The sequence below is a fragment of the Ochrobactrum sp. C6C9 genome, from assembly GCF_022627935.1.
In the GTDB taxonomy this organism is placed as follows: domain Bacteria; phylum Pseudomonadota; class Alphaproteobacteria; order Rhizobiales; family Rhizobiaceae; genus Brucella; species Brucella teleogrylli.
In genome coordinates, this window is record NZ_JABXGB010000014.1 from 57,690 (window position 1) to 73,893 (window position 16,204).

Below are 16,204 nucleotides of genomic sequence, written 5' to 3' on the forward strand. Positions count from 1 at the left end.
GGGCATCCTCTGATGCCCGGTCTTTTTTAGACAACTGAATTTTCCTATTTAGTCTTCAAAACAGAATGGCGGCAACTGTACGAGCGCCGATTTCAGCGCTTCGGACCAGCTTTCGGATACCGTCTGGTAATAAGGGTCCGTTGCCTCGAAGCGCCGTTGCACGCCGGTCTTGAGGCTATCAGTTTCGTAAATCTGCATATCCAGCGGAAGGCCGACAGAGAGATTGGCTTTCAGCGTGGAATCGAACGAGACGAGCAGCAGCTTCACTGCATCCTCGAAGCTCATATCCGGCTGATAAGCGCGCACCAGAATGGGCTTGCCATATTTGTTCTCGCCGATCTGGAAAAACGGAGTATCGACCGAGCTTTCGATGAAATTGCCTTCGGGATAAATATAGAACAGTCGCGGTTGGCCGCCTTTGATCTGCCCGCCCAGAATGAACGAAGCGCCGAACGCATCCGCTGCCTTCTGGCCGCCGGTAGCAGAACTCTGAATCACTTCCTTGACCGTATCACCAACCAGCCGTGCAACCTGAAACATGGACGGCGCGTCGAACACCGACGGGTGACGGTCAGCGGGCGCCTTCATCCGTTCTTCCAGCAAACTGGCGACTGATTGCGTCGTGGCAAGATTGCCAGCCGAGAGCAGGACGATGACGCGGTCACCGGGCTTCGACCAGCTCCGCATCTTAGAAAATTTCGAAATATTGTCGAGCCCCGCATTCGTCCGGGTGTCGGACATGAACACAAGGCCACGATCGATTTTCATTCCAACGCAATAGGTCATCGGCAGTATCCGGCAGGCGATATCATCGTTCTCGTCCGATCACTGCCCTACATTGATGTGAACCGCAAGGCTTTCGACCGTTCCACCAAGCCGAACGCCTGAAATTGGAGCCGCATCGCGATAATCGAGCCCGGTCGCCAGACGCACATAGCGATCATTCGGGCAAATATTATTCGCCGCATCGAAACCAACCCAACCCAATCCGTCGATATGCGCTTCCGCCCAGGCGTGACTTGCAGTCTGGTCTTCCACGCCCTCCATCATGAGATAGCCGGAGACATACCGCGCCGGAATGCCGAGCAGCCGCGCGACAGACAGGAAGATGTGGCTATGGTCCTGACAGACGCCCTTGCCCGCGCCGAGCGCCGTTTCCGCATCGGTGAAAACGCTGGTTGTGCCGGGCATATAGGCGACAGAACCATGGACGCGGTTCATCAACTCGTGAAGCAGGGCAAGCCGCTCCTGCCCGGTTGAAACTTCGCCCGCGAGCGCGCGAATGCCCTCGCCCGGCAGAGTCAGTTCGGTTTCGCGTTCGAACAGCCATAAGGGCGCATAGCCATAGACCGGACCGAGTACGCCGACACCGTCTTCCACATCGACAGTGCCGCTGGCGGTGATGATAATCTCGCTGGTATTGCGCTGGTGCTGCACCAGGTCGGTCTTGTTTCCGAAACCGTCGATATAGGAGACTTCCGGTTCGCCGCCTTCGATTGTCAGCTCCCAGTGCTTCACCATCTGTCCCGGCACGGTCGGCGGGCGCAAACGCAAACGCTGCACCGCATAGGGCACCGGATGTTCATAAACATAATGCGAAACGTGCCGGATATTGAGCTGCAAGCGAGGACCTCAATTGAAATTATAGGTTTCAGCGATCTCGTTGCCGAGCCGGTTGTTGCATTTGATGAAGTCCGTCAGGAATTCATGCAGACCAACATCGAAGATTGCACTTATGTCCTGATTTTGCAGTGTCGAAAAGATTTTCTCCCCTGTTTCATGACAGGTAGCATGGCTGTCATAGTCCTTGGACAGAAAATCCAGATGCTCGTTGATGCTGCGATAGCAATAATTAAGCGAGCGTGGCATGCGTCCGTTCAGGATCAGATAATCCGCGACATGCGCCGGACGATAATCCCCGTCATAGACCCAGCGATAGGAGCGATGCGCCGAGACCGAGCGCAGGATCGACTCCCACTGATAATTATCGAGCGTTGTCCCGACATAGGAAATGGCCGGCAGCAGCACATAATATTTCACGTCCAGGATGCGCGCGGTGTTGTCGGCGCGTTCAATGAATGTGCCCAGGCCCGCAAAATCGAAAATCTCGTTGCGCAGCATGGTCCCGTGAAAGGCTCCGCGGATCAGTGCCGTTTCGCGCTTGATCTGGTCGAGAAGCGGCGGCAGGTCGCTTTCCTTGAGCGGCTTGCTCAGCGACTTCTTCAAAAGCATCCACGCTTCATTGACGCTTTCCCACGCCTCGCGCGTCAAAGCGGTGCGCACCATGCGCGCATTGGAACGCGCCGTCTCAAAACAAGACATCACGCTTGACGGATTGCTGGTATCACGCAGCAGGAAATCGGCTACATTCGCCGCATTATACGCATCGTATCTTGCGGAAAAGGCCTGACTGGCGCCCGCCGACACCACCACGGAAGACCATTCTTCCGGCGCGTCGGACGTCTTGGTCAGAGCCATACGCAATCCGGCATCCACCAGGCGAGCCATATTTTCCGCCCGCTCAATGTAGCGGAACATCCAGAAAAGCCCGTTTGCCGTGCGGCCTAAAAGCATGAATTCATTCCCCTTATCGAGCCTTTAAGGCTCCATCTTCACGCGCCGGTCTTAATGCCGGATTTTGCGTACAAATTCGTTTCTGCTTCAGTTCTAGTCGTCCAGAACCCAGGTGTCCTTGGTGCCACCGCCCTGACTGGAATTCACCACCAGCGATCCTTCCTTCAGCGCCACGCGGGTCAAACCGCCGGGCGTGATGCGGATACGGTCGGAAACCAGCACGAACGGGCGCAGATCGACATGGCGCGGCGCGAGACCCTTTTCGGTAAAGATCGGGGTGGTGGAAAGCGCCAGTGTCGGCTGCGCGATATAATTGCGCGGACGCGCCTTCAGCTTTTTCGCAAAGGCTTCGCGTTCAGCCTTGGTGGATGCAGGCCCCACCAGCATGCCGTAACCGCCGGAACCGTGCACTTCCTTGACGACAAGATCGGCCAGATTGTCGAGCACATAGGCCAGACTGTCCGGTTCCGAGCAGCGCCATGTCGGCACGTTTTCGAGGATCGCCTTGCGGCCCGTATAGAACTCTACGATTTCCGGCATATAGGAATAGATCGCCTTGTCGTCGGCAATGCCGGTGCCCGGTGCATTGGCAATGGTGATATTGCCCACGCGGTAGACATCCATGATACCTGCGACGCCAAGTGTCGAATCCGGACGGAACGTCAGAGGATCGAGATAGGCGTCGTCCACGCGACGGTAAAGCACGTCGATGGCGCGATAGCCCTGCGTGGTTCGCATGGCGACGCGCCCATCAACCACCCGCAGATCGCTGCCCTCCACCAGTTCGACGCCCATCTGGTCGGCCAGAAACGCGTGTTCGAAATAGGCGGAATTATAAATGCCGGGCGTCAGAACCGCGACGGTCGGCACGCCCTGCGTACCGGGAGGCGCGACGCTCGCCAGCGACTGGCGCAGCAATTGCGGATAGTTCTCAACCGGGCGAACCTTGACGTTCTGGAACAGCTCCGGGAACAGCTGCATCATCGTTTCGCGGTTTTCCAGCATATAGGAAACACCGGACGGCGTGCGGGCATTGTCTTCCAGCACGTAGAACTGGTTCTCTGCGGTGCGCACGATATCGACGCCGATAATATGCGTATAGACGTTGCCGGGCGGACGAAAGCCGATCATCTCGGGCAGAAATGCCTCGTTCCTGGTGATCAGTTCTTTCGGGATGCGCCCTGCCCTGACAATTTCCTGCCGATGATAAATATCGTCGAGAAACGCGTTAAGCGCCATGACGCGCTGTTCGATGCCTTGCGAAAGACGCCGCCATTCCTGACCGGAAATGATGCGCGGGATGATATCGAAAGGGATAAGCCGTTCGGCTGCTTCCTGATCCCCGTAAACCGCGAAAGTAATGCCCGTCTTGCGAAAGACGCTTTCTGCGTCCTGAGATTTCTGCAGAAGCTTGCCAGAATCCTGGCCGTCGAGCCATTGTTTGAGAAATTCGTAAGGTGGCCGGACATTCCCGCCATGGTTGAGCATTTCATCAAATGGCTTCACTGAGTACCCCTTTTTCCGCTATTATTCAGCGCGACTTTGGGGAAATGCAAGCATTGAAATCATATAAAAGTGCAAAGCAGGGTTGCGCAATTCGTCGTGATGACAACGGACGAATTGGAATGTAGACTCCCGGCCAAACTGGGAATCGCTTGGCCCGTTTCTATCCCGGACGATGTGCCTTGACGACCGCCGGGTCGGTTTCGATACGGCCAGCACCGATCAAATCAAGACAATATGGGATAGCCGGAAAGACCGCCTGCAAGGTCATTGCGATGGATGCAGGCTTGCCCGGCAGGTTGAGAATAAAGCTCTTGCCGCGGCTGCCCGCCGTCTGGCGCGAGAGAATAGCTGTCGGCGTTTGTTCGAGGCTGACGCGGCGCATCAACTCGCCAAAACCCGGCAATTCCTTGTGCAGAACGGCATGCATGGCTTCTGTTGTCTCGTCGCGCGGGCTTGGCCCCGTGCCGCCCGTCGTCAGGATCAGATCGCAAGCCTCATCATCGCAAAGCGCGATCAGCGTATCGCGTACCGACGCCATCCCGTCGGGAATGACGCGCTTCACCGTTTCGTAAGGCGTGACGATGGCGTTCTTCAGCCATGCTTCGATGGCCGGGCCGCTCAAATCCTCATATTCGCCACGGCTTGCGCGGTCGGAAACGGTAACAACGCCGATTTTCAAAACTGCATCCCCAAATCCTCTGAACGACGGCACTCATATCGTCCACCCGCGACAATGTGAAGACACCGTGTTCCGTTCCATGCTTGACGCGGGTGCAAAACCGCTATCAACGTCAATCGTAGCCCGCGCGTCGAAGGATGCGCAATATCACCGCCAAAAGCTTCTTCCGGTCATCATGATCATCAAGCGCAACGATCTCATTTTTGCGGTACGGACCACCGCCGCATCGCTGATCGCGCTTTATATTGCCTTCCTGATGAATATGGATGACCCGAAATGGGCCGCCATGACGGTCTGGATTGTCGCTCAAAGCAGCCGTGCAATGAGCGTTTCCAAGAGCATCTATCGCCTCATGGGCACGGCAATCGGCGTCGTGGTCGCGGTGTTGCTCACGGCAATCTTCATCCAGACACCCACTCTGTTTCTGCTGGTGCTCGCAGGCTGGATCGGCCTTTGTACTGCGCTTTCGACGGGCCTGCGCAACTTCCGCTCCTATGGCGCGGTGCTTGCCGGCTATACGGCTGCCATCGTCGCCATCGACTCTTTGTCCGACCCGGAAAATGTGTTTGAAATCGCTGTATCGCGGTTGATCTACATTGCATTGGGCATCGTGACCGAAGCCATCATCACCTGGCTGTTCAGCACCGATAATCCCTTTGAGGAAGCACGTGCGCAGCTTGGAAAATTCATGCGGCAGACGGCCAAGCTCTGCGCAGAAATGCTGGGCGGTGAAGCCGGAACCGGCGCGCTGCAAACCGCCTATCGCAATGCCATCGCCTTCGATACGGCCATTGAGTACAAGGCCGCGAGTTCCGTCACGGTCAGGCGCAGCGTTGGCTATCTCAGGCAGGCGATGGTGGTCACGCTGCAACAGGCATCGGCTGTGCGCGCCATATTGGAAATGCCATCACAAACCACGAGCGGCGATCCATTGTTGCTGGAAGCCAAAAACGCCATGGCGCAGATCGCCGATGGCGACGAAACCGTTGATCTCGAAGCTCTGCGCGAAAAGATCATGCGCACGGCGGAAGAAGAAACGAGCGGCAATACCGATCTCACTTCCGGGCGGCTGATGTTTTTGTATCGCCTAAGAAGCATGCTCGGTTTTCAGGAACAGGCACTCGCCATCGAAGCCGAACTCGACACCGCGCATCCGAAAGCGAACCGTGTACGGCTTTCCTACCATGTCGATCACACGGCAGCGTTTATCAACGGTATTCGCGCATTTGTGGCGCTGGCCGCAGCATCCGCGATCTGGATCTTCACCGCATGGCCATCCGGTCCAGGTTTCGTCATCGTGGTTGGTGTGGTCAACGCGCTTTTCGCAACCCGGCCAAACCCGGTTGCCAGCGGAACGGAATTTTTGAAAGGCTCGGCGATTGCCGCAATCGTGGCGGCCATCATGAATTTTGGCGTTTTGCCCGTCATTTGGGGGTTCCTCCCCTTCACCATCGTCATAGCGCCCGTTCTGATCTGCGCCGGGCTTGCCATGCGCAATCCGTCTACCATCGCCAAAGGATCGGCATTCGCCATTTTTTTCTGGGATTTGATTGGCCCTGACAATTTCACGCGACCCGACGCCACGTCCTTTCTGAATGGCGTGCTTGCGCTGCTTCTCGGCATCGGTATTGGCACGCTTGTCTTCTCGCTGCTTTTTCCACCGAACGACTATGCCGCGCAGCGCCGCATGAAGCGCGCCATGCGCGACAGCCTGAAGAAGATCGGTGCGGCGCCACGTTCCATCTCCATCGAGGCGTGGATCAGCCAAAGTGCTGACCGTATCTCGCGTCTGCTCATAACCGAGACCTCTGCCGCATCACCTGAGGCGCATCAGGATTTGCGCGGTATGCTGGCCGTCCTGAACCTCGGCTCTGCGGCACTGGAACTGGCACAATTCACCGACCATCCCCAGCCGGATGTCCGCCTAGCAGTCCGCAACATGCTGCGGACATTGGCGGTTTTCGAGCCTGTAATGCTGATTGAAACCACCACGGCTGGCGCAGGCCAGATTCTGGCCGCATCGGAAGCTGCCAGAGCTGCGGAAAAAGACCGGTTGTTGCACGCGGCTGCACTCATGCAAGCCATGGCCATGACGACGGAAGCGAATGCTGCATTCCTGCGTTGACGTCTATTCCATAAAAGCAGGCATCAGTAAGAGATGCATTATTGATTAAAACAATACTTATTTATGCAACAATTATTCCAAAAAAATTCAAATATTTTAGAAGACGTAAACGATTGCCGGTTACTATCTATGGTCATATGCTATAGTGAGCTTTAGCAAACTGGAAAGTTTTCGAACACAGACTTGCGGTGGCAAGCCCCCACCGGTCACATTGCGGAATGCATGGAAATGCCATTTTCGAGGGATTATTACTTCGGACGTTTCAAGGCCGACGAACTGGCAAGGTTGCAACAGGCCTATATTCAGTCCTGCGCAGCCATCGGTTGCTGCCCGATCACCTCGCCTTTGAAGGACGAGCTGGTCCGCGAAATCATCCAGATTTATGAGTGCGGCGTTTCCCAGCCTGAGAAGATCGCCGAACTCATGAAGCAGATCGAAAGCGTCAAACACCGTGCCGATCAGGCCCAGACGCTCGACCAATTTGCCGTTATACACTCCAAGACTGCATAAGCCCTGTTAGAGATCCGGGACTTATTCCGCAGCATCCGCCAGATAGCCGAATTGCAGCACATTTTGGGGCGCTTTTACGCCCGGCAACAGACGCTCATCGTCAATCGGTTCGCCCAGATGTGTCGTCACCGGAATGATGCCCGCCCAGATCGGTAGCGCATAATCCGGCTCGTCATCCTTGGGTGGACCGGAGCGGACTTTCGCTGACGCTTCATTCAGTTCCAGTTCCAGCAGCATGGTCGCCTTCAGTTCCTTGGCCATCATCGGGCGTAGCCCTTCCCAGCGATCAGGAAAAAGCCCATTCACGAAGTTGCGCAAATGTCGCTCCTTCGCCACAACATCGGTAATTTTCTTCGCCGTACCGAAAGCCATCACGGAACGATAATTGCAGGAATGGTGAAAGGCAGAACGCGCCAGCACCAACCCGTCCAATGTTGCGAAGCTGACGCAGACTTCCGCTTCCTCACAAGCTTCCAACATGCGGCTTGCCGAGGATCCGTGCCAGTAAATGAAATTGCCTTCCCGCCATACGAGCGTCGGCGACACATAGGGCGCGCCGTTGAAAACATAGGCTACATGGGCGAGCGGCTGAGCATCAATGATCGCGTGAACACTGTCCGCATCATAGCGGCCGCGATCATGCAGGCGCTTCACTCTGGTTCTTTCTGTTGGGGCATTCGTCATGCTGGTCGGTCCTGTTTGCATTTGCACTTTCGATGCATGCAAAATGCCGTCATAGTGGTATGTTGAAAATAACCACTTATAAGATACTGAACCATGCCACTTATCGCATCGATACCGGAATTCGGGATTGACCGTACGAGCGCTACGCCTCTCGCCGTTCAGCTTGCAGAACAGATAAGGCAGGCCGTTCTGACCGGAAGGCTGAAGCCTGAAAGTCGCCTTCCCTCGACCCGCGCTTTTGCGGAAGAACTGGGCGTCTCGCGCGCCACAGCGCTTGCGGCTTATGACCAGCTGATCGCGGAAGGTTATCTGGAAGGCAGGCACGGTTCAGGGACGCGCATTGCCGCTCAATTGCCGGATGTAACGTTGAAAACCGGGCCAACGGGCAGCGCCCCGACAGCGAAGACGACCACCAAGGCAACACTTACACCGCAGCCCTTTCAGCAAGGTGTATTCGACAGCGATCACTTTCCACATGCGGAATGGGGCAAATTGCTTGGGCGCATCTGGCGCAAGCCTGACACCAACCTGCTGAACGGCAACGATCCATTCGGCTATTTTCCGCTGCGTGTCGCGCTTGCCCGCCATCTGCATGAATGGCGCGGCATGGCGGTGGATGCAGGGCAAATTCTGATTACCGGCGGCAGTACCGACGCATTTTCGCTTCTCCGGGCAGCCATCTTCGAACCAGGCGACAAAATCTGGATGGAGGAGCCCGGCTATTCGCCTGCCCGTAACATTCTCGGCGGTCAGGGAATCGATGTTGTTTCCGTGCCGGTCGATGACAACGGTCTTGATGTGGCCGCCGGGCGACAAAGCGCGATGCAGGCACGTGCGGCTTTTGTAACACCGGCCCGCCATCATCCGACGGGTGTAACCATGCCGCTGGCGCGACGGCTCGATCTCATTGCCTGGGCGCGCGAAAGCGACGCATTCATCATCGAAGACGACTATGACAGCGAGCATCGCTATATCGGTCAGCCGCTTCCGGCCCTTATGTCGCTCGACCGCGACCGCATTCTTTATATCGGCAGTTTCTCGAAGGTATTTTCACCCGTCTTGCGGCTCGGCTTCCTGATCGTGCCTCTGCATTTGACGGAAAAGTATCGCACACTCCGGCGCGAACTTTTGCCGCCGCCGTCGATGCTTGCGCAACCGGCACTGGCACAATTCATCGAAACTGGCGCTTTTGCCCAGCACATCAGGCGAATGCGCCGTCTCTACGCGGCGCGTCGTAACAAGCTTATTGCGGCACTATCCCCCGGTGAACCGTCGCTTTTCAGCATTGAAGCGCCCCCCGCCGGGCTGACGCTTTTGCTGGCGCTTTCAGACGAGCAAAACGATGTGATGCTTGCAAATAAACTCGCCGACAGCGGTATAAAGGTTCAGCCTCTGTCGCCACTCTATGGCATTTTCCAACCAAGACAGGGACTTATCCTCGGTTTCTCAGGCTTTGAAGAAGCTTCTCTGGAGAAATCTGCAACAGCGCTGATAAAAATCCTCGAAAGCTCAATTTGAACATCGTGCGTTAGCACTTTCGTAAACTTTGGATTCAGTTTTTGCAGGTAATCTGACCTGAGCAATGACTCGGGAGAGCGTTGCAGCCCATTTGTTCTGAGTACGGGTGCCCATGCGTTCTTCGCCTTCGCGTTCTTTGGTCGTGTCTGCCATTGCGCTCGCTTGCGCCGCCCTGTCGGGCTGCACATCGAGTTCCGGCATCGACAGCATCATGCTCCAGCCGAAACCCTCGGCGGAGATGACCAGTTCTGTTGTGAGGCCGGTTCCGCCCGCAGCCGTAACCGAAACAGCAAGCGCGCCACGCGCGCAGCCACTCCCCCCGCAAGAAGAGGTGCTTGCCTGGGCCGGACCTGTTCCAGACGGCGGACAGTTCAAGGTGCAGCCGCCTGCGCCGGTTGCGCCGCAACCGCGCGGGCCATTGCAGGAGCGCCCCGTCGCGCAGATACCTACACCCGTGCCGCAAACCGAAGCACCGCGCATGCCTGCACCGCAGGTGGCGGCCTATCCGGCAGTGCGTCTGGAACCGCAAGCGCGCACGGCACAAGATCGCTCCAGAATCTACAGCCATCGCTTCCGCGATGCGAAGCCGATCAATTTTGGCCGTGCATCGCCGCGCAAACTCGCCGTGCATGGCGTAGACGTGTCGCGCTGGCAGGGGGATATCGACTGGCCGAAGCTGCGCACGCAAGGCGCGAACTTCGCCTATATCAAGGCCACAGACGGCGGTGATCATCTCGACCCGATGTTCCGCAAGAACTGGCGCGAGGCCAAGGCCGCCGGTATCAAGCGCGGCGCTTATCACTTCTTCTATTGGTGCCGTGTCGCCAGCGAACAGGCTGACTGGTTCATCCGCAACGTGCCGAAAGACCCCGACGCACTGCCGCCGGTGATCGACGTGGAATGGAATGGCGATTCTGCCTGCCGCCGCCGCCCGTCGCCGCAACAGGTGCGTGAAAAGATGCAGGTCTTCATGGACAAGCTGGAGCGCCATTACGGCAAGCGCCCGGTCATCTATACCGCTCCGGATTTCTACGATGACAATCTGAAAGGTGCGTTCACCAACTATCCGTTCTGGTTGCGCGCTGTGGCACAACACCCATCGAAGGTCTATCCGGGCCGTCCATGGCTGTTCTGGCAATATTCTGGATCGGGCCTGTCTCAGGGCGTGAGCAACAAGATCGATCTCAATGTTTTCCATGGCTCCGAAGCAGAATGGCATCGCTGGCTGGAACGGGTCGGCAGCTGATAGTGCTTCATCCCAAACAAAACCCCGGAATTTCCATTCCGGGGTTTTGTTTATTCAGCGGCAGTCACTTCTTGCCGATATTTTCCAGATCGTACGGCGTCGACTGGTAAATTTCATTGATCCAGTTGCCGAACAGCAGATGCGCGTGGCCACGCCAGCGGTTTTGCGGCGGGCGGGTCGCGTCGTCGTCCGGGAAATAATTTGCGGGCACCTTGGTTTCAGGCTCAGCCTGAATATCGCGGAAATATTCGTCGGCCAACGACGTCGTGTCATATTCTACGTGGTTGAACATGTGCAGCGCCCGATGGCGTGGGTCTTCCAGCAGACAAAGGCCGGATTCAGCGCTATCGACGAGAACATTCAGGCCGCTATCCTGCGGAATGTCTTCCTTGCGCACTTCCGTCCAGCGCGAAACCGGAATGGTGAAATCGTCCGAAAATCCGCGCAGATAGGGCGAGGCCGGGGCAAGGTTCTGCTGGCTGTAGACACCGGAGGCCTTGGCCGGAAGTTCATACTTGCCCATACCATGGAAATGATGGACGGCGGCCTGCGCCGACCAGCAGATGTTCAAAGAACGATGCACATGGGTCTGCGTCCAGTCGAAAACGCGCTGCAATTCATCCCAATAGGTCACTTCTTCGAAGTTCAACCGTTCCACTGGCGCACCGGTGATTACGAAGCCATCGAAGCGTTCGTCACGCACATCTTCCCATGGGCGATAGAAGGAGAGCATGTGATCGGCGGAGGTGTGGCGCGCGACGTGATTGGTAATGCGCACGAGCGTCAGTTCCACCTGAAGCGGTGTCGCGCCTAAAAGGCGGGCGATCTGCGTTTCCGTGGTCGCCTTGTTGGGCATGAGATTGAGCAGGCCGATGCGCAAGGGCCGAATGTCCTGACGCACGGCATCCGCCTCGCGCATGACCATAACGCCCTCGGCCTGGAGAACACTGGTTGCTGGCAGATCGTCAGGAATTTTTATCGGCATGATCGCGTCGGTCCCTAGTTCTGTCAGGTCGACGCGAGTGGCTTTATCCGCATAGTTGCCGGTTTGGCCACATCCTCCTTTTTCAGGGAGTACCACCTTGCCCGGAGCGGCAGGTTGGCGTTGGGCGTCTCCCCAACTCTTGATGTATTCGCACTTCTACTCAAACGCAGGCATAATGGCAATAGCTTTACGCAACGACAGCCGTGGCTGGAACAAATGTCCGCTTTCCACGTTGTTCGAAGTGCCCGCATACTGTCTCAGGCTCTTGTTTCGGTTTGAGGGCAACAGGGAGGGAGAAAATGAGCAACATCATATTTTGGACCGGAATTCTGATTCTGCCGATACTGGTGGGAACAGCGTTCGCCTATCTGCGCCATTATCATCACGAAGACGACTTCTGACGTAAAACCAGAAGCCGCCTATGGATTTAAAAGTTTATGCGCTTTTGCGCACGCTCTTTATTGTGTCGCTGAAACCAGCGAGAAGGCCACGCCCTTCGGATCAAGACATTGGATGATCCACTCGCCATTCGGGACTTCCGTTGGTCCGAATGTCACCGTACCGCCCAGCGATTTCACACGTTCGGCAGCAGCGTTCGTTCCATCCACCATGAAATAAAAGCCCCAGCCACTTGGCACATTCGGCGGTGCGGTCATGATGCCGCCCGCATCTGCTCCGTTTACGCTAAAGATCTTATATTTGCCCATTGCGCCCATATCGAAGTCGCGCGCCAGCTTCCAGCCAAACACTTTCTCATAGAAACCAAAGGCTTCTTCGCCATTCTTGGCATAAAGCTCATGCCAGCTCGGATGGCCCACCTTGCGCGAACCGAAATCAGCCGGAGGCTCCGGCGGGTCTTTCGGCTCGAACAGCGCAAAGACCGAGCCTTGAGGGTCTGCCACGACAGCAAATCGCCCGACGCTTGGGATATCATGAGCCGGTTGCAGGATTTTGCCGCCTGCGGCTGTGACCTTCTCGGACATGGCGTCTACGTCGGCCACGCCGATATAGCCAAGCCAGCCGGGCTTTGTGTCACAATTTTCGCTCGGCATATCGGAAAGCGCCATCATACCGGCAACCGCACAACCCGGTGCTTCAAACAGCGTGTAGTTCACGCCGGGAACACCTGAGTCTTTCGTGTTCCAGCCGACGACCTTGCCGTAAAAATTTGCGGCCTCGGCGGCATCTTCAGTCATCAGTTCGTACCAGACGAACGGTGATGCTCTGTTATTCATTGTCATTCCTCCCAGAATTTGATTTTGGCGTTCAACTGCAGCAGCTGTGGTTTGCTGCAGGCGCGGCATATTCATCGTGGCGCCTCACGAAATGCATGGTGCTGTCTTCGTTGCGTCCTTTGGGTGCGCGGTCGAGGATCATGAGTGTGCTGATCCACTCCTCAATGCCGCGCGCATAGCTGGAATAGGTATGGTAGATCGTGCCGTCGTCGGCCTTGATGAAGGCGCTCATACCGGGCAGTTCATCATGCGCCTGTTCCGGCGGCAGCTTGTCGAAATTGTAGAAGACGCGCCCTTCTTCGATCTCGGCCTTGTCGAACGATACATGGAAATCGAAGTTGAAATCACCGCCATAGGACGACACCCATGGAAAGTGCCAGCCCATGCGGCGCTTGTAGTCTTCAAGCTTCGCAAGCGGCCCACGCGAAACGGCAATGAGCGTGACATCGTGATTGTTGAGATGGGGCAGCGCGCCGTCGAGATTGTCGGCCAGGAATGAACAGCCGACGCAGCCCTGCTCCCATTCCGGCCCGAACATGAAGTGATAGACGACCAGCTGGCTGCGTCCGTCAAAAAGCTCTGCCAGCGTTCGGCGTCCTGTCGGGGTGTCGAAGACATAGTCTTTCTCCACCTTGACCCAGGGCAGCGCCTGTCTTTCCTGATTGACGCGATCGCGAAGATGCGTCGCTTCCTTTTCTCTGGCCAAAAGCGCGCGCCGCGCCTCCAGCCAGACTTCGCGGGATACGACTTCATTCATGATGCAAGTCCTCCTCCGCCCCCGGATGGTAAAACGCCCAGTTTTTATAGGATATTAGCTTGACGATTTACATTGATATCAATATTAATGGATCATGTCAAACGCTGCCGAAGTTCCTTTTGAAACGACCCTTTTAGTCAAAGACACCTGCCTTTGTCTGCATGTTCAGCGCGCGGCCCGCGCACTTGCACGGCGATTTGACGAAGCACTTCGTCCGGCTGGCATGACGAATGGGCAATTCTCCCTGATGATGTCGCTCAATCGGCCCTCGCCGCCGCCAATGAAGCCGGTTGCCGAATTGCTGGCAATGGATCAGACCACCCTCACCGCCGCTTTAAAGCCGCTGCAAAGGCAGGGCTGGGTGGAAATACTGGTCAATCCCGCTGACCGGCGTGAGCGCCTGCTGCAACTGACACCGGAAGGCAAAGCGGCACTGGCTGCCGCTGTCCCCATCTGGACCTCCACGCATGCGGAAATCGAAAAGAACCTGTCGCAAGGCAATGGCGACCAGATCCGTAGCGATCTGATTGCGCTGTCGTTCTAAAATTTCAAAACTCGGCCTCAGATAGTCTGCAAGAATTCATGCAGCACGACGGCCTGATTGTGTTCCTCGTCCTTCGCGCCATAGAGTAAAGTCAGCGGCGCATCACCGGCCTTGGCAACCAGCGCTGAGAGATCCGGCAATTTATTTTGCAACTCGCGGTGATAGCGTTTCTGAAACTCGCCCCACTTCGACAGATCATGATTGAACCATTTGCGAAGCTCCGTGGACGGGGCAACATCTTTCGCCCAGAGATTGATGGCGGCCTTCTCCTTGGTCATGCCGCGCGGCCAGACACGATCAACCAGAACCCGGTAGCCATCATCAGGTGATGGCGCTTCGTAGATCCGTTTGAGGCGAATATCGGTCAAGTTGGAATCTCCGCATCGTCGCTACTGTCACTTATTTAACGTAGCTGCGGGGAATAGGCGACAACAGAAGCGCCACGCGGGGGCGCAGCGCTTCTGTGTTTCGCAGGATTACGCGGCTTTGCCGAGCAAACCGTGCGGATCCAAGACGAACTTTTTCGCCACACCCTGATCGAAGCTTTCATAACCGGCTGCCGCATCTTCAAGCGAAATGACTTCCGCATTGACGATTTCGGCAATATTCAAACGCCCGTGCAGGATCGCCTGCATCAGTTGTCGGTTATATTTCAACACCGGCGTCTGCCCGGTATGGAACGATTGCGCCTTGGCCCAGCCAAGCCCGAAGCGAAGCGACAGGCTTCCCTGCTTGGCCGCGCCGTCCACCGCGCCCGGATCTTCCGTCACGTAAAGTCCCGGAATACCAACGGACCCGGCAGGGCGCGTGATTTCCATCATCTGGTTCAGCACGATGGCAGGCTGCTCACCACCGCTATGGCCTCTGGCTTCGAAGCCCACCGCGTCAATGGCGCTGTCAACCTCGTTGCTGCCGGTGACTTCCGCAATCATGTCGCCCAGACGGTCGCTGGCGGAAAGGTCGATCGGCTCGAACCCGACCTTGCGGGCATGTTCCAGACGTTCCTTGTTGAAGTCTCCGACCATCACGACAGCCGCGCCAAGAATTCGCGCGGAAGCCGCCGCCGCCAGGCCGACAGGTCCGGCACCGGCCACATAGACCACCGACCCGACACCGACACCCGCCTTGACCGCGCCGTGAAAGCCCGTTGGCAAAATATCCGACAACATGGTCAGATCGCGAATTTTCTCCATCGCCCGGTCACGATCCGGGAATTTCAGCAGATTGAAATCGGCGTAAGGCACCATGACATAGCGGGCCTGCCCACCGATCCAGCCACCCATATCGACATAGCCATAGGCGCCGCCAGCGCGTGACGGATTGACGGTCAGGCAGACGCCTGTGTCCTGCTCCTTGCAGCAACGGCAACGACCACAGGCAACATTGAACGGCACGGATACGATGTCGCCGACATCAAGCATCTCGACATCTGCGCCCTTTTCGATGATCTCGCCGGTAATCTCATGACCAAGCACAAGTCCGGGCATCGCCGTCGTGCGACCGCGCACCATATGCTGGTCCGACCCGCATATATTGGTCGAGATGACTTTGAGAATGACGCCGTGACCGAGTTTCCTCCCATCAGGTGCAGACAGCACCGGGTCTTCGATATCACGGACTTCGACTTTTCCGGGTCGCATATAGACGACGCCACGGTTCCTGCTCATGTCTACCTCCTCCAGGTTGGACAACAAACGAAGATGTCAGAAGTGAAAACGTAACGGCGATGGGAGCAATGCTCAGTCTCAATCGCGACACGTCTCATTCAATTTGCACGCCGCAGAACAGCCGTCATAATTGCGGGTGATGATAATAGAACATTGTATATATTAGCGAAGCAG

16 protein-coding genes and 1 riboswitch are annotated in these 16,204 nt (G+C 56.6%); of the genes, 5 read left to right on the forward strand and 11 right to left on the reverse strand.

The window, feature by feature from the left end; translation table 11 throughout:
• Positions 1–48: 48 nt before the first annotated feature.
• The 5 genes from HWD97_RS13140 to mog form a co-directional block, all read right to left on the reverse strand.
• Positions 49–786 (reverse strand): proteasome-type protease, encoded by a 738-nt coding sequence (locus HWD97_RS13140; RefSeq protein ID WP_121538824.1) that lies wholly within the window; start codon positions 784–786, stop codon positions 49–51.
• 39 nt (positions 787–825) lie between these two features.
• Entirely contained in the window at positions 826–1,623 is a 798-nt protein-coding gene (locus tag HWD97_RS13145; RefSeq protein ID WP_121538823.1) for a transglutaminase family protein, read from the reverse strand.
• Between the two features lie 9 nt (positions 1,624–1,632).
• A complete protein-coding gene (locus HWD97_RS13150; RefSeq protein ID WP_109367427.1) occupies positions 1,633–2,574 on the reverse strand; it encodes an alpha-E domain-containing protein in 942 nt (313 codons plus the stop codon).
• 93 nt (positions 2,575–2,667) lie between these two features.
• A complete protein-coding gene (locus HWD97_RS13155) occupies positions 2,668–4,080 on the reverse strand; it encodes a circularly permuted type 2 ATP-grasp protein (RefSeq protein ID WP_371835102.1) in 1,413 nt (470 codons plus the stop codon).
• A 160-nt stretch (positions 4,081–4,240) separates the two neighbouring features.
• Positions 4,241–4,759, reverse strand: coding sequence for a molybdopterin adenylyltransferase (mog, locus tag HWD97_RS13160; protein ID WP_109367991.1), 519 nt, complete (start codon positions 4,757–4,759; stop codon positions 4,241–4,243).
• A gap of 67 nt (positions 4,760–4,826) precedes the next feature.
• On the opposite strand from mog, the gene HWD97_RS13165 reads away from it, so the two are divergent.
• Both HWD97_RS13165 and HWD97_RS13170 read left to right on the forward strand, forming a co-directional pair.
• Positions 4,827–6,884, forward strand: a complete 2,058-nt coding sequence (locus HWD97_RS13165) for an FUSC family protein (RefSeq protein ID WP_167836103.1) — start codon at positions 4,827–4,829, stop codon at positions 6,882–6,884.
• A 228-nt stretch (positions 6,885–7,112) separates the two neighbouring features.
• Positions 7,113–7,394 carry a hypothetical protein gene (locus HWD97_RS13170; RefSeq protein WP_109367992.1) on the forward strand — a complete coding sequence of 94 codons (282 nt, stop codon included), beginning with the start codon at positions 7,113–7,115 and terminating at the stop codon, positions 7,392–7,394.
• A gap of 21 nt (positions 7,395–7,415) precedes the next feature.
• Here the strand turns inward: HWD97_RS13170 and HWD97_RS13175 are convergent, their stop codons facing one another.
• Positions 7,416–8,078, reverse strand: a complete 663-nt coding sequence (locus HWD97_RS13175; RefSeq protein ID WP_109367993.1) for a pyridoxamine 5'-phosphate oxidase family protein — start codon at positions 8,076–8,078, stop codon at positions 7,416–7,418.
• A 93-nt stretch (positions 8,079–8,171) separates the two neighbouring features.
• Here HWD97_RS13175 and HWD97_RS13180 point away from each other — a divergent pair, with 93 nt between their 5' ends.
• Positions 8,172–9,596, forward strand: a complete 1,425-nt coding sequence (locus tag HWD97_RS13180; protein WP_109367430.1) for a PLP-dependent aminotransferase family protein — start codon at positions 8,172–8,174, stop codon at positions 9,594–9,596.
• Between the two features lie 112 nt (positions 9,597–9,708).
• On the forward strand, positions 9,709–10,842 hold the full coding sequence (locus tag HWD97_RS13185; protein WP_109367431.1) for a GH25 family lysozyme: 1,134 nt from the start codon (positions 9,709–9,711) through the stop codon (positions 10,840–10,842).
• A 64-nt stretch (positions 10,843–10,906) separates the two neighbouring features.
• On the opposite strand, the gene metA is transcribed toward HWD97_RS13185, so the two are convergent.
• The 3 genes from metA to HWD97_RS13200 form a co-directional block, all read right to left on the reverse strand.
• Positions 10,907–11,827, reverse strand: a complete 921-nt coding sequence (metA, locus tag HWD97_RS13190; RefSeq protein ID WP_109367994.1) for a homoserine O-succinyltransferase — start codon at positions 11,825–11,827, stop codon at positions 10,907–10,909.
• 41 nt (positions 11,828–11,868) lie between these two features.
• Positions 11,869–11,978: riboswitch (SAM-I-IV-variant riboswitch) on the reverse strand.
• A gap of 307 nt (positions 11,979–12,285) precedes the next feature.
• A complete protein-coding gene (locus HWD97_RS13195) occupies positions 12,286–13,062 on the reverse strand; it encodes a VOC family protein (RefSeq protein ID WP_109367432.1) in 777 nt (258 codons plus the stop codon).
• A gap of 31 nt (positions 13,063–13,093) precedes the next feature.
• Complete coding sequence (locus tag HWD97_RS13200) at positions 13,094–13,822, reverse strand: thioredoxin family protein (RefSeq protein ID WP_180917898.1); 729 nt, start codon at positions 13,820–13,822, stop codon at positions 13,094–13,096.
• Positions 13,823–13,913: 91 nt separating this feature from the next.
• Between HWD97_RS13200 and HWD97_RS13205 the strand changes: the two genes are divergently transcribed.
• Positions 13,914–14,363, forward strand: a complete 450-nt coding sequence (locus tag HWD97_RS13205; RefSeq protein WP_109367434.1) for a MarR family winged helix-turn-helix transcriptional regulator — start codon at positions 13,914–13,916, stop codon at positions 14,361–14,363.
• Between the two features lie 17 nt (positions 14,364–14,380).
• Here the strand turns inward: HWD97_RS13205 and HWD97_RS13210 are convergent, their stop codons facing one another.
• A complete protein-coding gene (locus HWD97_RS13210) occupies positions 14,381–14,731 on the reverse strand; it encodes a DUF488 domain-containing protein (protein WP_109367435.1) in 351 nt (116 codons plus the stop codon).
• A gap of 108 nt (positions 14,732–14,839) precedes the next feature.
• On the reverse strand, positions 14,840–16,030 hold the full coding sequence (gene fdhA / locus HWD97_RS13215; protein WP_109367436.1) for a formaldehyde dehydrogenase, glutathione-independent: 1,191 nt from the start codon (positions 16,028–16,030) through the stop codon (positions 14,840–14,842).
• Between the last annotated feature and the right edge of the window lie 174 nt (positions 16,031–16,204).

Coding starts and splice junctions, on each gene's coding strand:
- HWD97_RS13205 (WP_109367434.1), top strand. CDS start 13,914: ATGTCAAACGCTGCCGAAGTTCCTTTTGAAACGACCCTTTTAGTCAAA.
- HWD97_RS13170 (WP_109367992.1), top strand. CDS start 7,113: ATGCCATTTTCGAGGGATTATTACTTCGGACGTTTCAAGGCCGACGAA.
- HWD97_RS13150 (WP_109367427.1), bottom strand. CDS start 2,574: ATGCTTTTAGGCCGCACGGCAAACGGGCTTTTCTGGATGTTCCGCTAC.
- HWD97_RS13175 (WP_109367993.1), bottom strand. CDS start 8,078: ATGACGAATGCCCCAACAGAAAGAACCAGAGTGAAGCGCCTGCATGAT.
- metA (WP_109367994.1), bottom strand. CDS start 11,827: ATGCCGATAAAAATTCCTGACGATCTGCCAGCAACCAGTGTTCTCCAG.
- HWD97_RS13140 (WP_121538824.1), bottom strand. CDS start 786: ATGACCTATTGCGTTGGAATGAAAATCGATCGTGGCCTTGTGTTCATG.
- HWD97_RS13185 (WP_109367431.1), top strand. CDS start 9,709: ATGCGTTCTTCGCCTTCGCGTTCTTTGGTCGTGTCTGCCATTGCGCTC.
- HWD97_RS13180 (WP_109367430.1), top strand. CDS start 8,172: ATGCCACTTATCGCATCGATACCGGAATTCGGGATTGACCGTACGAGC.
- fdhA (WP_109367436.1), bottom strand. CDS start 16,030: ATGAGCAGGAACCGTGGCGTCGTCTATATGCGACCCGGAAAAGTCGAA.
- HWD97_RS13195 (WP_109367432.1), bottom strand. CDS start 13,062: ATGAATAACAGAGCATCACCGTTCGTCTGGTACGAACTGATGACTGAA.